Origin of the sequence: Erwinia rhapontici, assembly GCF_012271765.1 — a bacterium.
In the GTDB taxonomy this organism is placed as follows: Bacteria; Pseudomonadota; Gammaproteobacteria; order Enterobacterales; family Enterobacteriaceae; genus Erwinia; species Erwinia rhapontici.
This window is the reverse complement of record NZ_VRKO01000006.1, coordinates 44909-64199: the sequence shown is the minus strand read 5'-3', so window position 1 is coordinate 64199 and position 19291 is coordinate 44909. Positions and strand designations below refer to the sequence as shown.

The window sequence follows — 19291 nt, the reverse complement described above, 5'->3', positions numbered from 1 at the left end:
GGCACAGCGCGATGCTGCTGCCGATCAACTAACCGGAGAGCAGCATGCCAGTCTTACGTGTGATTGATACCGAAACGACCAGCCTGGAAGGTGGCATCTGTGAAATTGCCAGCGTCGATATCGTCGACGGTGTGATCTGCAACCCAATGAGCGACTTCGTTAAGCCGCCTGAACCTATCAGCATTGGCTCCATGGCAATTCATCACATCACCGAAGCGGACGTTGCCGATGCACCACCGATTGACGCCGTTATCGACCGCTACCTGGGGGCTGACGTGTACGTAGCCCACAACGCGAAATTTGACCGCAGCAAGCTGCCACAAATCACCGCACCGTGGATTTGCACAATGAAGCTGGCGCGCAAACTCTGGCCAGAACTGGAGAGCCACGGCAACCAGTACCTGCGCTATCACCTGCAGGTGAATGCGAACGTGCCGGAAGGCCTGCATGCTCACCGTGCGCTGTATGACTGCTACGTGACCGCAGCAATCCTCATTTCTATTAACCAGCACGCCCGTTTCACCATCGCTCAGATGCGTGAGATTACGGCACGGCCTTCCCTGCTTCACGCCATGCGGTTCGGCAAGCACAAGGGTAAGTCGTTCGAGGAGATTGGAGCCACTGACCGGGGCTATCTCAAATGGTGCCTGGCGAACATGGAGCTGGACGAAGATCAGGAATTCACCATGCGGCATTACCTGCAAGCAGGAGGCTGATATGGGTATCCCAGTACTTATCCTGGGTGACTCAGGGTCTGGTAAGTCGGCCAGCATGATGCACCTCAATCCTGAAGAAGGCTTCCTGATCAACCCCGAAAACAAGCGGTTGCCTTTCAAATCGAAAGGCTGGGTAAATCGCGATTTCGTTGCCAAAACGGGAAACGTATTCCACACGGATCTGGCTTCCGACATCGTGATGATTATCACCCACGCCCGCAGGGCCGGACGTAAATTCGTCGTGATAGACGACTTCCAGTATGTGATGGGCAACTCATTCATGCGGCGCCGCAGCGAAAAATCATTCGAGAAGTTCACCGAAATCGGTGGTGGTGCCTGGGACGTTGTGAAGGCGGCGCAGCAGGCGGAAGACGACCTGATCGTTTACTTCCTGGCGCACACGGAAGAAACCGCCGCTGGCCGCATCAAGATGAAAACCATCGGCAAGATGCTGGACGAAAAAATAACGGTAGAGGGCATGTTCACCATTGCCCTGCGCACATCGGTAACTGATGGCCGGTACCACTTCACCACTCAATCCGACGGCACCGACCCGGTTAAATCGCCGATAGGGCTGTTCGACAACTTCCAGATAGATAACGACCTGAACGCCGTCGACGCGGCGATCCGGGACTACTACGAACTCAACAACGGAGTAACCGCATAATGCAGCAACCTATTTTCACTTTCGACCCTGATGCAGCCAAAGCAGCTGGCCCTGCTGGCGCTTCTGAGGGTGGTGCTTATCCAGGCATCATCAGATCAGCAATTTTCACCAGCGCGCGTGATGCAAGCTCTCAGTCACAATCGATGGAGTTTGCTCTCGATGCGGATGTTGGGACCATCAACTATCTGCGCGTTTCTTACATTGGCCGTGACGGAAACCCACTGCGCGGCGGCACAGCCATGATTAACGCCATCATGGGACTGACCAAAGTCAAAGCGCTGCACGCTACGGAGGTGCAGAACGAACAGGGGGAGATTGAGTACCACTGCAAAGAACTGGAAGGCAAGCCGATCGGCTTCGTGCTGCAAAAGGTGCTTTACACCAAAAATGATGGCGGGGACGGCTACCGCTTCGAAATTCGCCAGGCGTTTGGTGCGAACACCCGTAAAACCTATAAAGAGGCGGTCGATAACCTGCCAGCAGAGGTGGTCGATAAACTGGTCGCATCGCTGACTGATAAAGACGAGCGCTCACAGGGTGGCGGTGGTGGCCCGGCAATGAGCGGCCAGCTCGGCAACCAGCAGCGCTCTATGCTCGGTAATCAGCAGCAGAACCAGCATCAGCAGTCAAACCTGCAGCGCAATGCTGGATCACGAAATGTTGGACAGCAGCAGCAAACACCGCCTCCCTTCGACAACGACATTCCCTTCTGATCCCCAGCTTGCAGCCCCTACGGGGGCTTTCTGGAGCATTTATGCGACTGACCTATAAAAACCTCGCTCAGCAGGCCGCTGACAGCGAGAAGAAAGGCGATTTCAGCGAAGCCGCTCACCAATGGCAGCAGGCTGCACGCAGCGCCACCGGCCATAACATCCTTTGGGCAGAGCAGCGCGCGGAGTTCTGCGCCGGTACCGCCCGCCGTAACGCAGCACAGGAACCAACGGTATGACGTGGATTAACACCCTTTCCGGACATCGCTTCAGCTTTACCGATACCGACCCGTCCAGCATCAACATCGAAGATATCGCCGCCGCGCTGTCGAATATCTGCCGCTTCACTGGCCACCTGCCGGACTTTTACAGCGTGGCCCAGCACTCGGTGCACGTCAGTTACCTTGTGCCGCCTGAGTACGCCCTGGAGGCGCTGCTGCACGATGCGTCGGAGGCTTACTGCAACGACATCAGTTCACCGCTAAAAGCGTTGCTGCCGGACTACCGCACAGTTGAGCATCAGGTGGATCAATTTATCCGCGAGAAGTTTGGCTTGCCTCCGGGCATGTCCAGCCCGGTCAAATACGCCGATTTGATTATGCTAGCCACTGAGCGCCGCGACTTTGATATGGATGACGGCACGCCCTGGCCTGTTCTCGAAGGCATCCCCTGCGCTGACTTCATCGTGTCGCCGCTACTCCCCCGCCAGGCGCGCGTGCTGTTTCTGAACCGGTATAACCAGTTAAAAGGATATAAAAATGTCTGAAATCACTACTCCTGAATCGACAAAACAACCAGTTAAACTGCTGGAAGAATCGACCCTCGCACAGGTGCTGGCATCACGTATCACAGCTTTTTCTACCAGCCCCAAAATGCTGGAAATCATCGATGCGAAGATTGCAGCCTGTATGTCCGGGGTTATGGACGATGTTTTAGGCCGCTACAGCGACTTTTCCAAAGGTGCTCAGCAAGCACTCAAAACAGCTTTACCTGGCAGCATTGAAAGCGTCATCGACCTTGGTCGTTACAACGCAATGATCCAGCAGCGCCTGCGCGATACGTTCGCAAGTAGCGGTGTTGCCAACGACATGATCACTAAAGCCGATGCCGCTTTGAAAGAAGCTATGAAGGAAGACCTGTTGCCTCCAGTGATCATGCTGGGAGACCTGCTGGAAGCCTTTATCGATAATCACGCTGAAGAATCTCGGGAGAACAACTGGGAGTTTCCTGATTTCAGACTGATTCAAAGCGACAGTGCGCTTTCAACAGAATATCAGCATTTTTACTTCGACAAAGAAAAGGAAGGTGGATCACGGTACAGCCGGGAACGAAGCCAGTACCAGTTAGCGAACTGCCTCGATATGCGCGCCATTGATGGGGAAGAAATTGACGGCAATCAGGTGTACGAAGTCTACAGCGCGAAAATCGACGATAAGTTCGTGCAGCATATTGTCACCACCGGCACGCTTTACACCAAATGGGAGAAGATGATCTTCGCCCTCTACTACGGTCAATCTAAAATCTGCATTGATTGCGATCCGGACGACTACAGCTATCCGGGTTACGACTAAATAGTTCCAGCCTTATTCATACCCCCCCCGCCAACTCCCTGACGCTTAAGGGCCCGGCAATGCCCGGGCGCGTCTCTTTCGGGGCTGGCGATCAACGCTTCGAAGGAGAACCAATGTCCACAAATACTTTGGAATTCGCCAACCAACTGCTGGCAGAGAATGAGCGCCTTAAACAGATAGTGGTAGCGCTGGAAAGCGATGCAAAGCTATCGACCGAAACACTAAAGAATGCTGACGCCGTAGTGCTGGCCGCTAAGGCTAAATTTGACCAGGTGTGCGCTGATGACGCCGTGCTAATTGAGCATGTGCGGGCGATGGCTGCTGATGGCGACACCTTGCTGAATGAAAGGTTGCGTCTGCTGGAAAAAGTAGAAGCTCAAACACTTTACATAGCGGCGCTGGAGGTGGAACGGAAAGCTTTTGAAAAACGCACGCCAGACTCCATTACCCGCGAGATTCGGGCGCAGGGCGTGGATTTGTTTGCCGCCGCTGAAAAAGGATGGGCCGATCAGTGGGAAAAGCACGGCGTGAACGATGGCAGCGTTACCCGTTCCCGGATGGTGGTTCAAGACGCACAGAAGTTTGCTGCCGCCATTCGCGCTGGGAAGGTCTGAAATGGCTACTCAAATGCAATTAGCTAATCGCGCCTGGCGCATCGAAACGAAAGCGCTGGGCTGGAATACCGGATGGAAAAAAGGCCGCAAGCAGTGGAAAGATTTCTGCCGCCGTAATGCCGAAGTCACTATCGAAGAGCGACAGAAAAGCGGTGAGCCTCCTTTCGAAGACCAGGGCGATGCGTGCTGGCATGTTGCCGAAGAACTGACTTATTGGACGCCATAGCCATGCAGAAAACCATCCTTGATATGTGCTGCGGATCCCGAATGTTCTGGTTCGACCGCACCGATCCACGCGTCATGTTCTGCGATATCCGAAGCGAACAGCACACGCTTTGTGATGGCCGGTCACTGAGTATCGCACCTGATATGGTCGCTGACTTCCGCGCCCTGCCGTTCGAGCATGACTCATTCAACCTGGTAGTGTTCGATCCTCCGCACCTCGAATATGCAGGCGAAACCAGCTGGCTCCGTGCCAAATACGGCGTTCTGAACAAAGCAACGTGGCGCGATGACCTTGCCGCTGGCTTCAGTGAAGCATTCCGTGTTCTCCGACCGGGCGGCACCCTCATTTTTAAGTGGAATGAAACACAGATCACGACGCGGGAAATACTGGCGCTGACGCCAGAGAAGCCTGCATTTGGTCATCCATCCGGCAAGCGTGCCAACACTCACTGGATTGCTTTCATGAAGGAGCAGGCAGCATGAATACACCCTTACTGATTGCTGAATGTGAGCTGCGCATGTCGCAGCTTAAAATCGCCATTGCGCGCAACGCTCCATCGGCTGACTTTATGGAAACAACGTTAGCCCTGCACCAGATTGCGTTGACCAGCCTGAAGCAGAAGCAACCGCCATCGGCAGAACCGGGAAAGTTCTCGTTCACCCTAGCAGTTCAAAACCTGTCGCTTACTCACAACATACCGTTGAATGAGGTTGCCAAGCGTATGGGGATCCCCGTTCGCTCAATTCATGGCGTAATGGCTCACGATAAACCCAGTATTTCGACATGCGAGAAATATGCGGAGGCTCTGGGCGTTTCAATCATGGATTTCTTTAGCGCTGGTCACTACACCGCTTTGCGAGCGTGCGCCTGATGGGAAAGTCAGCAGCAGAACGAAAAGCCGCTCAGCGGGCGCGGCAAGCAGCATCCGGTGAGCATAAGCTCGAGCTGGTTCTCGATGCTCAGGAACTGGCGATGCTGGACCACGACTGCATCGCCCGGCGGCCAGGTCGCGAACCTTACGACCGCGCCGAACTGGTCGCGCTGATGATCCGTAAGTTTCATGCTGAATTGTTGACTACCCAGCAGAAACTGGCAAAGCGATGTTGCGGGAAGTGCGGCGACCGTCTGCCGGTGCAGGATTGCTGCTGCAAAACTGAGGAAGCTTGCTGGGTTAATCTCGGGTGGCATGAAACGAAACTGGTGGTATAACTATCGTGACATGTCACGCAGGGCAAAGGATTAAAATATGAGTTGGCACTCAGGTGATTGGGCAAACTTCAGCGTAGCTTTCACATCAGCAATAGCATCAATATCAGCTGCAATAGCAGCTTTTAAAAGCAAAAAGACATCTGATAAAGCATTAAGATACCAAAAAGAAATAATCGCTTCTGAGAGAAAACGAAACATTGAAGAATCTCTGAAAAATAATGCCAGAAGAGCAAATGATGCTATTGGTGAACTATGGCCCGAAAAGTGGAATTTCAATCATATAAGTTCAATAGCAAATTCAATGTTTTCAGCAAAGAACGACATCCTCAATGAAATTAATAGCTTAATGGAGGTTGAGGTAAAGGATTTAAAAAAGCTCTATTTGAACCATCTTTCAGAAAAGATAGTTTGGGAAATTTATTACAGTGAAGAGCCTGAAGGAATGAAAAAGGAGTTGAACGGAAATGTTATGTCTCTAGTTTTATTGAAAAGAAAATGGAGTGAGAGTAGATCATTTTTTCAGATTGAAGAATGATAAATTAAAATAACAACCGCCACCCTGGCGGTTTTTTTACGCCCCCCCCCCATCCTATGAAAATCAAAATCCGGGCGCACCTGCGGCGCCACCATCTTTTCTATGACGGCGCCCGCCCGGCTGCTGTGCTGATCCTGCTGCTTATCGCAGCGTTAACTTTGGAGCTATATCTCTGACGAGGTGAGTATATGCAAACTCAACTGCCGGAGGGAAAGCCTATTGGGACGGCCGGCAGGTTACCTGCCGATGTTCCGCATATGAGTTCCCGCACCGGTTCACTGGTGGCCGATGCAACGGCTATCACATGGCTAAGAACTGCTTTGAAAATCGCCTCAGTTGCCTGAACTGTAACTGCCTCCACGCTGGCGGTTGTGACGTTGTAAATGAAACCGAAAGCCCCTCTGAATGCCCCTACGTGCTGGATTTCTGCACTTACTACCAAATCAAAATCAGCTGATCCGGAGCAGCAATACAATGACCGATCACACTATCAACCCATACTGCGCGGCTCTCGAAGCCCTTCGCGCAGCACCCACGCACAAGCTGAAAGAAGTCGGTGACCAGTGGCGGTCGCCGGATCGGCTGTGGTGGGGTATCAACTCAAAATATGGCCCTTTCGTCCTGGACCTTTTTGCTGATCGAGATAACGCGAAGTGTGAAGCGTTCTACAGCGCTGAAGATAATGCGCTTACGCAGGACTGGAGTGCACGCCTGGCAGAACTGAACGGCGCCGGATACGCCAACCCACCCTATTCCCGCGCCAGCCAGCACGAAGGCCAGTACATCACTGGCATGCGCCACATCATGGCTCACACGCTTGCCATGCGTGAAGCCGGTGGCCGCTATGTTTTTCTGATTAAAGCGGCAACAGGAGAAGTCTGGTGGCCGGAAGAAGCGGATCACGTCGCTTTCATTCGCGGGCGCATCAGCTTTGACCTGCCAGTGTGGTATCGCCCGGAAGAGGGGCAGCCATCAGAATCATCAGCTGGGTTCGGTGCGGCGATCGCAGTGTTCGATAAAACGTGGCGCGGGCCGAAGTTTGACTACGTGAGCCGCGATGAGCTGGAAGCGCGCGGCGCAGCGTTCATGCGGCAGATTGAGCTGGCGGCGGCCAGAATGATTCCACCAGCACCCACCGCCCGGTCGCTGCCGGAAACCGAAAACGATGTCTGGCCAGAAGAAGTACACCGCATTGCCAGGGGAATAGAACACCTCGCCGAGCTGCCATCAGAAAAAAACCGCAAAGTGATGCAGCACATCAACCATCTGCTGCTGGACCGCGCGCCATCCGGCACGATCATCGTTATGGCTCAGTCACTGGCATCAACTTTTAAGGAATTCCCGAATGCGTGAAATCATCGTAGATAACTTCGCCGGCGGCGGCGGGGCCAGCACTGGCATTGAAATGGCAACCGGGCGCAGCGTCGATATTGCTATCAACCACGACCCGAACGCGATCGCCATGCACACAACGAATCACCCGGACACGCTGCACTATTGCGAGTCGGTGTTTGATATTGACCCGGTAGCAGCCACCAGTGGCGCGCCGGTAGGTTTAGCCTGGTTCTCCCCGGACTGCCGCCACTTCTCGAAAGCGAAAGGCAGCACCCCGGTGAAGAAGGAGATCAGGGGGCTGGCCTGGATTGTCCTGCGCTGGGCGCTGGCCACCCGCCCCCGCGTCATGATGCTTGAGAACGTTGAGGAGTTTAAAACCTGGGGTCCGCTGCTGGCAGATGAAGAACGCCCGGACCAGGCCCGCGCTGGTGAAACGTTCGCCGCGTTCGTGGGCATGCTGGGTGCTGGCGTACCAGCAGATCACCCAGCGCTGGATGAAGTCTGCGAGTTCCTGGTGATTGACCGGCACAGCCCGGCGGCACAGCGGCTGACTGACGGCCTCGGCTATGCAGTCGAATACCAGGAGTTACGCGCCTGCGATTACGGCGCGCCGACGATCCGCAAAAGATTCTTTATGGTGATGCGCTGCGACGGGCGGCCGGTGGCCTGGCCGGAACAGTCGCACGGTGATCCAAAATCACTGCAGGTGCAAAGCGGCCAGCTCAAGCCGTGGCGTACCGCCGCAGAGTGCATTGACTGGTCATTGCCCTGCCCGTCGATTTTCTCCCGTAAAAAGCCGCTGGCTGAAAATACGCTTAAGCGCATTGCCCGCGGCATCCAGCGCTTCGTGATCGACAACCCGACGCCTTTCATCGTGAAGTGCAACCACACCAGCAGCAAAACCAGTTATGACACTTTCCGGGGCCAGGGTCTGGATGCGCCGCTACAGACCATCACGAAAAAGACAGGTTATGCAGTCGTAATCCCACACCTCACTAAATTCCGTACCGGCGCAACCGGGCAGGAAGTGACTGACCCGATGCCGACCGTTACCGCTGGCACCTCCGTGCGACCGGGCGGCAATGGTCATGCGCTGGGAATGGTTGAAGCAGCAATAACTCCGTTCACCGTTGGCGCTGGCGGCCCGAAATACTCAGCAAAGCCGCGCAGCGTTGATCAGCCGATGAATACCGTTGTTAACACGAATCACTCCTGCGTGATTGCACCAGTGATCGCCCGTCAGTTCGGCGCCAGCGTGGGCCATGCAGTAGACCAGCCAGCGGGGACGGTTACTGCCGGCGGTGGTGGCAAAAGCCAGCTGGTATGCCCGACGCTAATACAGATGGGATATGGCGAACGAGTAGGACAGGCTCCGCGAGTGCTGGACCTGCATAAGCCCACCGGAACCGTCACCGCCGGTGGCAATAAATTTGCAGTAACCAGTGCATTCCTGGCTAAGCACTTCGGCGGGAACTACACCGGACCAGGTGCGCCGCTGGATGGGCCAATGCACACCGTCACAACCACGGATCACCACGCGCTGGTGACGTCGAGCATCATCAAAATGCGCGGCACAAACACCGGGCAGCCCATCGACACACCGCTGCAAACGGTCACAGCTGGCGGCCAGCACTTCGGCGAAGTCCAGACCAGCCTGGCGGTACATGACTATGACGAAGATCGCGCCGCGCTGGTCAGTGAGTTCCTGCGTCAGCATGACCTGAGCGAGTTCGTCCAGATCCAGGGGGTGACATACCGCATCGTTGATATCGGCATGCGCATGTTGCAGCCGAAGGAACTGTACGCCGCCCAGGGCTTCCCCGCCTGGTACGTGATTGATCAGGACTACCGCAGCAACAAATACGCAAAAGATAAACAGGTTGCCCGCTGCGGCAACGCCGTGCCGCCGCCGTTCGCCGAGGCGCTGGTGCGCGCAAACCTGCCAGAAATGTGCATTACAGAGGAGAAAGTAGCATGAAAGATAACCAGAGCTGGATGGACACTAAAGAGGTCTGTGAGCACTTGTGCGTATCGGCACGAACGCTTGAGCGGTACCGGAAACGGGATATCAGCGCCAACCCATTCCCGGATCCGGATGATTACTGCATCGGTCGCGCCAATAAGTGGCTGCGCGCCAAAGTGCTGGCGTGGCAGCAGGCGGAAGTGCAGCAACCCAAAAGAAAGGCGTTGCAGCACATCCACGGCAAGTTCCAGCGGGATCAGTTCGGGCGCATCACCCGGCACTGCGCGGCGTGAACTCCAGCACGTCAGGCTCAATGATACCCATCAACCTCGCCCACCACTTCCCGTACGCCACCCGCATTTCATCCATGTACTGATATTTGTCGTACACGCCCAGCACGCCAGGCAGCGCATGCCCCAGCATTTTCTCTGCAACTATCGGATCTGCCAGCTCAGAGAAGTTGGTGCGCGCTGTACGTCTCAAATCATGCACAGTGAAATGCGGAACATTCTCCTGGTACGCTTTGAGCATAAACTGCCGAAGGTTGGCTGTTATGCTCAGGTGATTACCCTCAGGCATTGGCCCCTCTTTCCGACCAGAAAACACAAACTCACCTGGCGCGATATCCATTGCGCGCTGGAGCAACGGCACTATTTCCGGGATTATCGGCCGCAGAAGCGGCTGCCCGGTCTGGCGCCCGGTTTTGTGATTCTCTGGTGGCACAGTCCATACCCCCTCAACGAAATCAAAATCACTCTCCTTCGACAGGCGCAGCTCAGATAGTCGGCAGGCAAAGAACAACAGCAGCTTCAGTAGTAGCTTGTTCCTCTCCATTAGCCTCGAGTCGTCGATCGCCATCCAGACCATCGCAATTTCCTTCCGATCCAGCACCCTTTTCCCGATACCTTTTTTGATACCGAAGTCGCGGCCGGTCAGCTCACTGAGTGGGTTAACCGTCAGGATCTGCCGCTTCACTGCCCAGCTGTAACACTGCTTTGCATTGCTGATCACCCGCTTTGTGATTTCGCTGTATGCCTTCGACAGGCGGTCCAGCAGCGTCAGCCAGTTGTGCAGAGTCAGTTCTGCCGCCGGGTACTTCCCTACTTTCGGGAAAACGTGTAGCTCGAACGATCGGATGATCAGCGGTGAGCTTTCTTTCTGAATGCACACCATCGCGAACCACTCACGGAACAACTGCTCGAAGGTGAACTGCGTGCTGATCTTCCCGCGCTCCAGGTCGCGCTTGATTTTCGGGTTGTCGCCTTTGGCCAGAACTGCGGCCCATTTCTCTACTTCTTCGCGAGCATCCTTCAGGCCAATTTGCGGGTAACTGCCGATCGTCATCTTGTCCTGTTTACCCAGGAACCGATAGCGATAGAAGAAGGTGACGGCGCCTTTTACGGACACACGCACCCACAGACCATCACGGTCTGCTTTTTCAACTACCTTCTCCCGCTCTTTGTTCAGGCAGGATTTAAGGTAGCTATCTGAAATAGCCATGTTTTTTGTCTCCCCGTGTCCATGATGGACACACTGCAACGAGCCAATAGTAGAATATGGACACGCTGATGGACAGTAAAACGATGGCTTATGCGGTCGGATCGTGACGCATGTTGTCGTAGGTGGTTTGGTTTGGGAACAGAGGGGGTAAGGCTTTGAGTGGGATTTTTGTCGGAGGTTGTCGGAGCTTGTCGGGCAGTTAATTATCGATGTGGGCGATGATAGAAAAGTTTCTTATGTGCTTCATTATTGAGATTTTTCTGCCTTACAAATTCTGGAACTCTCGCGATGCGAAGTCAGGAGAGCGTGATATCACAGGCGAACACTGGCCCGAAAGGCAGCATTCTACACTACATATCAAAGGGGTGGAATCTTCACGGTCAGGCAAAAACGCATGCATGACCATATCGAACGGGAAACAGGGAAGATGACGAGGTGAAATAAGGCGGTTGGCGAGGGAATACAGCCAACCGTCTTTTCGCGGGTCAGGCATCGGTACTGACGTGAATAGCGTCAGGTGGCAATGCCACGCTGAGGATCACCGGCTGGAAAGAGGCAGAACGGCCCAATATTCCGGAGATACCTTTTGCAATAATAAACCCGCCCACGCCGCCCAGCAGCGCACCGCAGGCAGCCGCCAGATCGCTGTGAAACAACATCTGAAACACACCGGCCAGGACAAAAAGCCCGATCAGAGGGGTCATGTAAACCAGAAACGCCGAGCTGAGCAGGCTGGTTTCAGCAATGCCCAGTTCGATACGCTGGCCGGGGGTAAGCGGCTGCGCACTGGCGATTTTCATCACATGCGCGTTCTTCGGCCCGAGCTTATCCAGCATGTGACTGCCGCAGCCTTTGCGTGCCGAGCAGCTGCTACAGGATGTTTTGATTTCGGAGTGCAGCGTGGCAATACCATTCTGCCACGACACTACCGTTGCCCATTCTCTCATCATGGCGCGGCCCCTAAAGTGACACTATCAGCAATACGTTTAGCGGTAGCCGGTGGCAGTTCACCCACTACCGTGATCTCCGCATTATTACGCACTTCAGTTTGGACCGTACGACGACCAGTGCGCAATTGCTGTGGCGAACTGGTTTTATCGGCAAGCGTCACGTTAATGGAGAAGCTAAACAGGCCATCAGTAAAGAGGATGGTTTCAACCGGACGGTCAAGTGAGGGAAGCTGACGGCGGCTTTTCGCCACTTCCTTCATCCCTGCTGGCAGCCAACCCGCTTTCCAGTTAAATGTCACGGCATTTGACGTAGGGACAGATAACACCGGAGGAAGCTTGGCGCTTTCCAACCCCTGCATGATATTGCGAACGCCGTCATCCACCGCGAAACTGACCACCCGATACTGTTCGAGTGTCTCGCCATCACGATCGAGGAGATCAACCCGCAAAGGCAGTTTCGTTTCGCTGTCCAACCAGACGATATAACTGTAACGAGTGCCATCACGAGGGACGATGCGAATCACTTCACACAGCTGATCGGCAATACGCGTGCGTCCAACGGAAACAAAATCGTAGGTTTCAGCCAGACGGTCGAAATCGGCATACACCAGCGCAGGCAGCGAATCGACAATATGATCCCCCGTCATGGTGAACGGCTCAAGGCCCGATTCAAAATAGCTGACCTCATTGCCACGCTGGATAATCTCGCGGCGCGGGCCATCCATCTGAAGCAACTGCGCATAACTTTTGTTGTTGATGATGGAATGACGGTAGCGTAGTGACTCGATGCCCAGCCGCGATACGTTGATATAGGCGAGTTCATAGCTGAGAGACTGACTGGCCTGTTCCATCTGATGTAACAACGCCCCGGAGGGCGTTGACGCGGCCGGGGCGACAGAGGAGTAAATCAGGCAGCCAGCGATAAAACTGGCGGCGCACCAAAACGGCTTCATTGCTGCGGTTGCATTCCTAACGACTGAGTACCTGGAACCTGAGCAGCAGCCTGTTGATCAGGGCTTTGCTCAAACTGTAACTGCTCAGCATGCAGACGACGTTGCAGTTCGTAATCCTGCAATAGCGCGTTAACGCGGCGACGTTGATCCTGCACCTGCTGATTCGCATTAAGCTGCGTACTGGCGTTGTCCGCTGGCACACCGAGGCTGACCGGAGAGGCTTGCCCCATCATCGGCAACGTATTGAATACCGGAGAATCTGGGGACTGGACATCAGCCGGTTTGTTGTACTGCTGCACACCGACGATCACCGCCAGTGAAACGCAGGCAGCCAGGCCCACCTGAGTAATCTGAGCCGCCCATGGACGCAGTTTCGCCCAAAATGGCATGGCTGCGACCTGTGCCGGCACAGGCTGTTCTTCCGGAATCAGATGCGTAATATTTTTTGCTGGCTCATTCTCAATCGCTGCCATCACACGGGCAGAAATATCAAAATCAAGCAGTTGTGGGACATCGCCGCGCAGTGTGTCGCGAATCAGATGATAGCTTTCCCAGTCTTTTTGCAGCACAACGTCTTTAGACAACGCAGACATCAATTCATTGTCCAGCGTTTCACCGTCCATAAGAGCGGAAAGTTGTTCTTTCTGCATGCCTCAATACCCTTCCTGTGTCGCTATCGCTAGCGTTGGATAAGCGGTTGAATTTTATTATCAATAGCTTCACGGGCGCGGAAAATACGTGAACGAACCGTACCGACCGGGCAATCCATGATCACAGCTATCTCTTCGTAGCTCAGGCCATCGAGTTCACGTAAGGTGATTGCCATACGCAAGTCTTCGGGTAACATCTCGATGGTACGAAAAACTATCTGTCTCAATTCTTCCGACAACATTAAGTTCTCAGGGTTCGAAATTTCTTTCAGCGCTCCCGCACTTTCAAAATTCTCGGCGTCGATAGCGTCCACATCGCTCGATGGTGGACGACGTCCCTGAGCAACCAGGTAATTTTTGGCCGTATTGACGGCAATCCGGTAGAGCCAGGTATAAAAAGCACTGTCGCCCCGAAAAGATTCCAGCGCACGATAGGCTTTAATAAACGACTCTTGCACTACATCAGGCACATCCCCTGACGGCACATAGCGGGAAACCAGACTGGCCACTTTATGCTGATAGCGAACTACCAGTAAGTTAAATGACTTCTGATCTCCCTTCTGCACTCGTTCAACGAGGACCTGATCCGTTAGCTGCTCGCTCATCCGAGGTAAGATCTCCCCAAACTTGTCTCCACGCGTAATCGCACTTCCAGCAATAACTCAATCATTATGAACAAGCATCCAGTCTGAGTCGCATTCATCGGAAAAGTTCCATTACGCCATTATATTTGTTGTGCCATCAGGGGACATCGACAAACCAGCACGCGTTTTTATGCATTCTCGCTGACCTGTGGGCCACTGCCTCTCTCTCACTCCCGGAACATCATCGCTCAGGAGCCTGATGACGCCCGCAGAGTAACGCAAGAAGCCAGTTTTTTCACCTTATAATCACGTCAACACGTGACAGTTCGCCAGAGTAAAGCCTGCCTGGTGCATTTACGTGATGTCACCAACGCCGTGAGGCTTGTTCAATTTTTGATTTAGCTCCCACTGTGGAGAGGGGCCAATAAAAAGCCTTTTTGCCTGGATAAGTGAGTGCTATGCTCAACAAACAATCTGTTTAGTAAATTAAACAACATGACTCTTTCTTCCGATTACAGCTGTGATGTGTTGATTATTGGTAGTGGCGCGGCGGGCTTATCACTGGCATTACGCCTGGCAGAGAAACATCAGGTCACCGTACTGAGTAAAGGTCCGGTCAGTGAAGGCTCAACGTTTTATGCCCAGGGCGGGATTGCCGCCGTGTTTGATGAAACAGACAGCATTGAGTCGCACGTTGAAGATACGCTGATTGCAGGGGGCGGCCTGTGCGATCGCGAGGCCGTCTCGTTTATCGCCAGTAATGCACGCCATTGTGTGCAGTGGTTGATTGATAACGGCATGCTGTTCGATAAAGAAACCCCGGTGGACAGCGAAGAACGCTATCACCTGACGCGTGAAGGCGGTCACAGCCATCGTCGCATTCTGCACAGCGCGGATGCCACCGGGAAAGCCGTGGAAAACACGCTGGTCAGCCAAGCGTTAAGTCACCCAAACATTACCCTGATTGAGCGCGGTAATGCTGTTGACCTGATCGTCTCCGATAAAATCGGCCTGCCTGGCGAGCGCCGCGTGGTGGGCGCTTACATCTGGAACCGTCAACGAGAAGCCGTAGAAACCTGCCGTGCACGTGCCGTGGTACTGGCCACCGGGGGGGCAGCAAAAGTCTATCAGTACACCACCAACCCAGATGTGGCCTCCGGGGACGGTATTGCGATGGCATGGCGCGCGGGCTGTCGGGTCGCTAATCTCGAATTCAACCAGTTCCATCCGACCTGCCTGTTCCACCCGGATGCACGTAACTTCTTGCTGACCGAGGCACTGCGTGGAGAAGGCGCGGTGTTAAAACGCCCGGATGGCAGCCGATTTATGCCCGACTTCGATGAACGAGGCGAACTGGCGCCACGCGATATTGTGGCACGCGCCATTGACCACGAAATGAAACGCCTTGGCGCTGACTGCATGTACCTGGATATCAGCCACCAGCCGCCGGAGTTCGTGCGCGCGCACTTCCCGATGATCTACGAGAAACTGCTGACACTGGGCATTGATCTCACCACACAGCCGATCCCGATTGTTCCGGCAGCGCACTACACCTGCGGCGGTGTCATGGTCGACCAGCAAGGGCGTACCGACCTTAACGGACTTTATGCTATTGGAGAGGTCAGTTATACCGGGCTGCATGGCGCCAACCGCCTGGCATCGAACTCGCTGCTGGAGTGCCTGGTGTACGGTTGGTCTGCGGCAGAAGACATCAATCAGCGCCTGCCTGCTGTTGAGAGGGTCGAGGGCCTGCCCGCGTGGGATGAAAGCCGCGTGGATGATTCCGATGAGCGCGTGGTCATCCAGCACAACTGGCATGAACTGCGGTTATTTATGTGGGACTACATGGGGATTGTACGCACCACGAAACGGCTGGAGCGCGCGCTGCGCCGCATCACGACGCTACAACAGGAAATTGACGAGTATTACGCCCATTTTCGCATTTCCAACAACCTGCTGGAGCTGCGTAACCTGGTGCAGGTCGCTGAGCTGATGGTACGCTGTGCAATGGCACGTAAAGAGAGCCGGGGCCTGCATTACACCCTCGACTATCCGGAAGCCCTGGGCGAGGCGTTACCAACGATTCTGGCGCCCTGATTAGCGGAACAGATAGAAATCGCGGGTCAGGCTGCAGTGAGCATCGGAATACTGATGGTCCGGCCCGCGTATCGTCATGCGATCCAGTAATTGCTCGCCCGGCTTGGGTGATAACGCCAGCAGCACCCGATTGGGCGGCCGGGTATCATTATCGGCAACATCAGTGCGAAAACGCAGATGCCAGCCGCGCTGTAAAGCCAACTCAACCAACTTACTTCCCGCCGACTCCGGCAGGATCACACAGAAGAAGCCCTCTTCCGCGATCAAGTTTTCCGCGCACACCAACAGCACATCATGCGTCAGATCGGTGGTATAGCGCGCCGAAGCCCGCTCAGGCGATGCACATTCCGACCCCGGTGAAAAATAAGGGGGGTTACTGACGATAAGCGAATAACGCTGATCGCAGCGCTGAGACCATTCGACAATATCGGCCTGGTGCACATGCACTCTTCCCGACCAGGGCGAGGCCGCCACATTTTCCTGCGCCTGCGCGGCCGCCATTTCATCCAGTTCAACGGCATCAATGTTCACGGACTCTGCCGTTCTCTGCGCCATCATCAACGCGATCAAGCCGCTGCCCGTGCCGATATCCAGCACTCGCTGTACATTCGCGACAGGGGCCCATGCACCGAGCAGCACACCATCGGTGCCGACTTTCATGGCACAGCGATCGTGGGCGACAAAAAACTGTTTGAAGGTGAATCCGTTGGCGCGGAGAATGGCTTTCTGTTGTGACATTTGACTGACCTGAAAGGGAAACGGCGCTAGCATAGGACAAACTGTGACGAAGGAAAAGTCATTAACTCCACACAAACAGATGAAGATCGTGTTCAATCTGTCTATAATCAGCGCCCCAAACTGAGGTAGACCATGACTGTAACCACTTTTTCCGAACTCGAACTAGACGAGAGCCTACTGCAAGCCCTGCAGGAGAAAGGCTACACGCGTCCTACTGCCATACAGGCAGAAGCTATTCCGGCAGCACTGGAGGGTCGCGACGTTCTGGGTTCGGCACCAACCGGTACAGGCAAGACTGCGGCCTACCTGCTGCCCGCATTACAGCATCTGCTCGACTTCCCGCGTAAGAAGTCTGGCCCGCCACGCATTTTAATCCTGACCCCAACGCGCGAACTGGCGATGCAGGTTGCAGACCAGGCGCGTGAAATGGCCAAACATACGCATCTGGATATTGCCACTATCACGGGTGGCGTTGCGTTTATGAACCATGCCGAAGTGTTCAGTGAAAACCAGGACATCGTGGTAGCGACTACCGGGCGTCTGCTGCAATACATTAAAGAAGAGAATTTTGACTGCCGTGCAGTTGAAACGCTGGTTCTCGATGAAGCCGACCGCATGCTGGATATGGGCTTTGCTCAGGATATCGAAACCATTGCGGCTGAAACCCGCTGGCGTAAGCAGACTTTGCTGTTCTCCGCCACGCTGGAAGGCGAAGCGATCAAAGATTTCGCCGAGCGCATTCTGAACGAGCCGATTGAAATTGAAGCCGACCCGGCGCGCCGTGAGCGTAAGAAAATCCAGCAGTGGTACTACCGCGCGGATGATATCAAACACAAAACTGCGCTGCTGATCCACCTGATGAAACAGCCGGAAGTGACCCGTTCAGTGGTCTTCGTGCGTAAACGTGAGCGTGTGCACGAGCTGTGTGGCTGGCTGCGTGAAGCAGGCATTAACACCAGCTATCTGGAAGGGGAACTGGTTCAGGCGAAGCGCAACGAAGCGATTAAACGTGTGGCTGAAGGTCGTGTAAACGTCCTGGTCGCAACCGATATTGCTGCACGCGGCATCGACATCGACGATGTCAGCCACGTGTTTAACTTCGATATGCCAGTGACCGCCGACACCTACCTGCACCGCATTGGCCGTACCGGCCGTGCAGGCAAAAAAGGTATCGCTATTTCACTGGTTGAAGCGCACGACAACATGCTGCTGGGCAGAATCATTCGTTACATCAAGGAGCCGCTGAAAGCGCGCACCGTTGATGAACTGCGCCCGGTCACGCGCGCACCCAGCGAAAAGCTGCAAGGCAAACCCTCGAAGAAAGTGTTAGCCAAGCGCAAGCATTTAAAAGATAAAGAGAAGCAGGAAGAGAAGCCGCGCGTTAAAGAGCGTCATCGCGATGCCAAAAATGTGGGTAAACGTCGTAAGCCAACAGCAGCAAAAACTGACAGTGCTGAATAATCACACTGCATGACAAAAAACCGCCTTATTGGGGCGGTTTTTTATTGCCTGAAATTGACAGAAACAGGGGTCAGAGCAAGAAAACTCACGTTCTAATACAAATGAATAATTTTCGTTAGATCCCCGGCCTGTTAAAAACAGATTCTGCACAATGTAATCATGATGTTAATAAAAAAGGACCGAAGGTGTATTTTTCACCCCCGGCCCTTTTATCGTACCCCGTTCAGGCTTACAGGCTTTCAGTAAAGGTACGGGTAATCACATCTCGCTGCTGTTCTGGCGTCAATGAGTTAAAACGCACGGCATAGCCCGAAACACGGATAGTCAGCTGTGGGTATTTTTCCGGGTTTTTTACGGCTTCTTCCAGCGTTTCACGGCTCAGGACGTTCACGTTCAGATGCTGGCCGCCTTCCACGCGCACCTGCGGTTTCATTTCCAGTGGAATTTCACGATATTCGATCTGGCCAAGCTCGCTGACTGGCACGATCTGATCTTCGCTATAACCTGCTTTGGCACAAACGCAACGCGCTTCCGCTTTATCACTGTCCAGCAGCCAGAATGAATTCAGTAATGCACTGTTGGATGCTTGAGTAATTTGAATTCCGGTAATCATGTGAGTCGCCTCCCAGGCAATACGGCGCTGCTCTCATTTCCAGCGCCAGGTTGATGAAAAAAACCGTGATCTTCTGGGATCTGTATACCAGCACCAGAATGGTGTCTCCTTGATACAAATCAACCTGCGAGGAGGAATTTAAAGCCTGAAAACAGCAACTTTCTGTTTTATATCAATTTTATCAAATCAAAAAATTCTT

General features: G+C 54.1%; 24 protein-coding genes. 17 read left to right on the top strand and 7 right to left on the bottom strand.

From position 1 onward, the window contains the following. Positions 1-44 precede the first annotated feature (44 nt). From exoX to xis, 15 genes are all read left to right on the top strand, one after another. A complete protein-coding gene (gene exoX / locus FVB43_RS04760; RefSeq protein WP_167863465.1) occupies positions 45-716 on the top strand; it encodes an exodeoxyribonuclease X in 672 nt (223 codons plus the stop codon). Position 717: 1 nt separating this feature from the next. Further along, entirely contained in the window at positions 718-1383 is a 666-nt protein-coding gene (locus tag FVB43_RS04755) for an ATP-binding protein (protein ID WP_167863464.1), read from the top strand. Beyond that, positions 1383-2096: a hypothetical protein gene (locus FVB43_RS04750; RefSeq protein ID WP_167863463.1), complete on the top strand. Its 714-nt coding sequence runs from the start codon at positions 1383-1385 to the stop codon at positions 2094-2096. Before FVB43_RS04755 ends, FVB43_RS04750 begins: the two co-directional genes overlap by 1 nt. Before the next feature lie 41 nt (positions 2097-2137). Continuing rightward, a complete protein-coding gene (locus tag FVB43_RS04745) occupies positions 2138-2332 on the top strand; it encodes an ANR family transcriptional regulator (protein WP_159337986.1) in 195 nt (64 codons plus the stop codon). Continuing rightward, complete coding sequence (locus FVB43_RS04740) at positions 2329-2859, top strand: HD family hydrolase (protein WP_167863462.1); 531 nt, start codon at positions 2329-2331, stop codon at positions 2857-2859. Before FVB43_RS04745 ends, FVB43_RS04740 begins: the two co-directional genes overlap by 4 nt. Beyond that, positions 2852-3664: a hypothetical protein gene (locus FVB43_RS04735; protein WP_167863461.1), complete on the top strand. Its 813-nt coding sequence runs from the start codon at positions 2852-2854 to the stop codon at positions 3662-3664. Before FVB43_RS04740 ends, FVB43_RS04735 begins: the two co-directional genes overlap by 8 nt. Before the next feature lie 113 nt (positions 3665-3777). Continuing rightward, positions 3778-4278 carry a hypothetical protein gene (locus FVB43_RS04730; RefSeq protein WP_167863460.1) on the top strand — a complete coding sequence of 167 codons (501 nt, stop codon included), beginning with the start codon at positions 3778-3780 and terminating at the stop codon, positions 4276-4278. Between the two features lie 13 nt (positions 4279-4291). Continuing rightward, entirely contained in the window at positions 4292-4504 is a 213-nt protein-coding gene (locus tag FVB43_RS04725) for a hypothetical protein (RefSeq protein WP_242462104.1), read from the top strand. A 2-nt stretch (positions 4505-4506) separates the two neighbouring features. Beyond that, positions 4507-4986, top strand: coding sequence for a class I SAM-dependent methyltransferase (locus tag FVB43_RS04720; protein WP_167863458.1), 480 nt, complete (start codon positions 4507-4509; stop codon positions 4984-4986). Further along, complete coding sequence (locus tag FVB43_RS04715; protein ID WP_167863457.1) at positions 4983-5375, top strand: helix-turn-helix domain-containing protein; 393 nt, start codon at positions 4983-4985, stop codon at positions 5373-5375. Before FVB43_RS04720 ends, FVB43_RS04715 begins: the two co-directional genes overlap by 4 nt. Next, positions 5375-5713, top strand: coding sequence for a hypothetical protein (locus tag FVB43_RS04710; protein WP_167863456.1), 339 nt, complete (start codon positions 5375-5377; stop codon positions 5711-5713). The genes FVB43_RS04715 and FVB43_RS04710 overlap by 1 nt, the downstream gene beginning before the upstream one ends. A gap of 37 nt (positions 5714-5750) precedes the next feature. Then, positions 5751-6248 (top strand): hypothetical protein, encoded by a 498-nt coding sequence (locus tag FVB43_RS04705; protein ID WP_167863455.1) that lies wholly within the window; start codon positions 5751-5753, stop codon positions 6246-6248. Positions 6249-6722: 474 nt separating this feature from the next. Next, a complete protein-coding gene (locus FVB43_RS04700; RefSeq protein ID WP_167863454.1) occupies positions 6723-7601 on the top strand; it encodes a phage N-6-adenine-methyltransferase in 879 nt (292 codons plus the stop codon). Next, on the top strand, positions 7594-9561 hold the full coding sequence (locus tag FVB43_RS04695; RefSeq protein ID WP_167863453.1) for a DNA cytosine methyltransferase: 1968 nt from the start codon (positions 7594-7596) through the stop codon (positions 9559-9561). Before FVB43_RS04700 ends, FVB43_RS04695 begins: the two co-directional genes overlap by 8 nt. Further along, the gene (gene xis / locus FVB43_RS04690; protein WP_167863452.1) at positions 9558-9839 is read left to right on the top strand and encodes an excisionase Xis; all 282 of its coding nucleotides are present in this window, start codon (positions 9558-9560) and stop codon (positions 9837-9839) included. Before FVB43_RS04695 ends, xis begins: the two co-directional genes overlap by 4 nt. Here xis and FVB43_RS04685 read toward each other — a convergent pair. The 5 genes from FVB43_RS04685 to rpoE all read right to left on the bottom strand — a co-directional run bounded on the left by FVB43_RS04685 (position 9817) and on the right by rpoE (position 14204). Next, a complete protein-coding gene (locus FVB43_RS04685) occupies positions 9817-11046 on the bottom strand; it encodes a tyrosine-type recombinase/integrase (RefSeq protein ID WP_167863451.1) in 1230 nt (409 codons plus the stop codon). The two genes, xis and FVB43_RS04685, sit on opposite strands and share 23 nt — an antisense overlap. Positions 11047-11531: 485 nt before the next feature. Beyond that, positions 11532-11996, bottom strand: a complete 465-nt coding sequence (gene rseC / locus FVB43_RS04680; RefSeq protein ID WP_133845831.1) for a SoxR-reducing system protein RseC — start codon at positions 11994-11996, stop codon at positions 11532-11534. Beyond that, a complete protein-coding gene (gene rseB / locus FVB43_RS04675) occupies positions 11993-12949 on the bottom strand; it encodes a sigma-E factor regulatory protein RseB (RefSeq protein ID WP_133845830.1) in 957 nt (318 codons plus the stop codon). The genes rseC and rseB overlap by 4 nt, the downstream gene beginning before the upstream one ends. Further along, the gene (gene rseA, locus FVB43_RS04670; RefSeq protein ID WP_133845829.1) at positions 12946-13599 is read right to left on the bottom strand and encodes an anti-sigma-E factor RseA; all 654 of its coding nucleotides are present in this window, start codon (positions 13597-13599) and stop codon (positions 12946-12948) included. Before rseA ends, rseB begins: the two co-directional genes overlap by 4 nt. A gap of 29 nt (positions 13600-13628) precedes the next feature. Next, complete coding sequence (rpoE, locus tag FVB43_RS04665) at positions 13629-14204, bottom strand: RNA polymerase sigma factor RpoE (protein ID WP_062744587.1); 576 nt, start codon at positions 14202-14204, stop codon at positions 13629-13631. Between the two features lie 474 nt (positions 14205-14678). Between rpoE and nadB the strand changes: the two genes are divergently transcribed. Further along, the gene (gene nadB, locus FVB43_RS04660; protein WP_133845828.1) at positions 14679-16280 is read left to right on the top strand and encodes an L-aspartate oxidase; all 1602 of its coding nucleotides are present in this window, start codon (positions 14679-14681) and stop codon (positions 16278-16280) included. Here nadB and trmN read toward each other — a convergent pair whose 3' ends face one another. After that, positions 16281-17018 carry a tRNA(1)(Val) (adenine(37)-N(6))-methyltransferase TrmN gene (trmN, locus tag FVB43_RS04655; protein WP_133845827.1) on the bottom strand — a complete coding sequence of 246 codons (738 nt, stop codon included), beginning with the start codon at positions 17016-17018 and terminating at the stop codon, positions 16281-16283. It abuts the gene before it with no gap. Between the two features lie 132 nt (positions 17019-17150). Between trmN and srmB the strand changes: the two genes are divergently transcribed. Beyond that, positions 17151-18479: an ATP-dependent RNA helicase SrmB gene (srmB, locus tag FVB43_RS04650; protein WP_167863450.1), complete on the top strand. Its 1329-nt coding sequence runs from the start codon at positions 17151-17153 to the stop codon at positions 18477-18479. A 229-nt stretch (positions 18480-18708) separates the two neighbouring features. Here srmB and grcA read toward each other — a convergent pair whose 3' ends face one another. Then, positions 18709-19092, bottom strand: coding sequence for an autonomous glycyl radical cofactor GrcA (gene grcA, locus FVB43_RS04645; protein ID WP_133845825.1), 384 nt, complete (start codon positions 19090-19092; stop codon positions 18709-18711). Positions 19093-19291: the final 199 nt, after the last annotated feature.

What these genes read in the sequence shown, in the direction of transcription:
- FVB43_RS04750 (WP_167863463.1), top strand. Translation starts at nt 1,383, where the DNA reads ATGCAGCAACCTATTTTCACTTTCGACCCTGATGCAGCCAAAGCAGCT.
- FVB43_RS04755 (WP_167863464.1), top strand. Translation starts at nt 718, where the DNA reads ATGGGTATCCCAGTACTTATCCTGGGTGACTCAGGGTCTGGTAAGTCG.
- FVB43_RS04745 (WP_159337986.1), top strand. Translation starts at nt 2,138, where the DNA reads ATGCGACTGACCTATAAAAACCTCGCTCAGCAGGCCGCTGACAGCGAG.
- rpoE (WP_062744587.1), bottom strand. Translation starts at nt 14,204, where the DNA reads ATGAGCGAGCAGCTAACGGATCAGGTCCTCGTTGAACGAGTGCAGAAG.
- rseC (WP_133845831.1), bottom strand. Translation starts at nt 11,996, where the DNA reads ATGATGAGAGAATGGGCAACGGTAGTGTCGTGGCAGAATGGTATTGCC.
- trmN (WP_133845827.1), bottom strand. Translation starts at nt 17,018, where the DNA reads ATGTCACAACAGAAAGCCATTCTCCGCGCCAACGGATTCACCTTCAAA.
- FVB43_RS04710 (WP_167863456.1), top strand. Translation starts at nt 5,375, where the DNA reads ATGGGAAAGTCAGCAGCAGAACGAAAAGCCGCTCAGCGGGCGCGGCAA.
- FVB43_RS04720 (WP_167863458.1), top strand. Translation starts at nt 4,507, where the DNA reads ATGCAGAAAACCATCCTTGATATGTGCTGCGGATCCCGAATGTTCTGG.
- FVB43_RS04730 (WP_167863460.1), top strand. Translation starts at nt 3,778, where the DNA reads ATGTCCACAAATACTTTGGAATTCGCCAACCAACTGCTGGCAGAGAAT.
- FVB43_RS04685 (WP_167863451.1), bottom strand. Translation starts at nt 11,046, where the DNA reads ATGGCTATTTCAGATAGCTACCTTAAATCCTGCCTGAACAAAGAGCGG.
- FVB43_RS04740 (WP_167863462.1), top strand. Translation starts at nt 2,329, where the DNA reads ATGACGTGGATTAACACCCTTTCCGGACATCGCTTCAGCTTTACCGAT.
- FVB43_RS04735 (WP_167863461.1), top strand. Translation starts at nt 2,852, where the DNA reads ATGTCTGAAATCACTACTCCTGAATCGACAAAACAACCAGTTAAACTG.
- FVB43_RS04725 (WP_242462104.1), top strand. Translation starts at nt 4,292, where the DNA reads ATGCAATTAGCTAATCGCGCCTGGCGCATCGAAACGAAAGCGCTGGGC.
- FVB43_RS04695 (WP_167863453.1), top strand. Translation starts at nt 7,594, where the DNA reads ATGCGTGAAATCATCGTAGATAACTTCGCCGGCGGCGGCGGGGCCAGC.
- exoX (WP_167863465.1), top strand. Translation starts at nt 45, where the DNA reads ATGCCAGTCTTACGTGTGATTGATACCGAAACGACCAGCCTGGAAGGT.
- FVB43_RS04705 (WP_167863455.1), top strand. Translation starts at nt 5,751, where the DNA reads ATGAGTTGGCACTCAGGTGATTGGGCAAACTTCAGCGTAGCTTTCACA.
- rseA (WP_133845829.1), bottom strand. Translation starts at nt 13,599, where the DNA reads ATGCAGAAAGAACAACTTTCCGCTCTTATGGACGGTGAAACGCTGGAC.
- FVB43_RS04700 (WP_167863454.1), top strand. Translation starts at nt 6,723, where the DNA reads ATGACCGATCACACTATCAACCCATACTGCGCGGCTCTCGAAGCCCTT.
- nadB (WP_133845828.1), top strand. Translation starts at nt 14,679, where the DNA reads ATGACTCTTTCTTCCGATTACAGCTGTGATGTGTTGATTATTGGTAGT.
- srmB (WP_167863450.1), top strand. Translation starts at nt 17,151, where the DNA reads ATGACTGTAACCACTTTTTCCGAACTCGAACTAGACGAGAGCCTACTG.
- grcA (WP_133845825.1), bottom strand. Translation starts at nt 19,092, where the DNA reads ATGATTACCGGAATTCAAATTACTCAAGCATCCAACAGTGCATTACTG.
- FVB43_RS04715 (WP_167863457.1), top strand. Translation starts at nt 4,983, where the DNA reads ATGAATACACCCTTACTGATTGCTGAATGTGAGCTGCGCATGTCGCAG.
- xis (WP_167863452.1), top strand. Translation starts at nt 9,558, where the DNA reads ATGAAAGATAACCAGAGCTGGATGGACACTAAAGAGGTCTGTGAGCAC.
- rseB (WP_133845830.1), bottom strand. Translation starts at nt 12,949, where the DNA reads ATGAAGCCGTTTTGGTGCGCCGCCAGTTTTATCGCTGGCTGCCTGATT.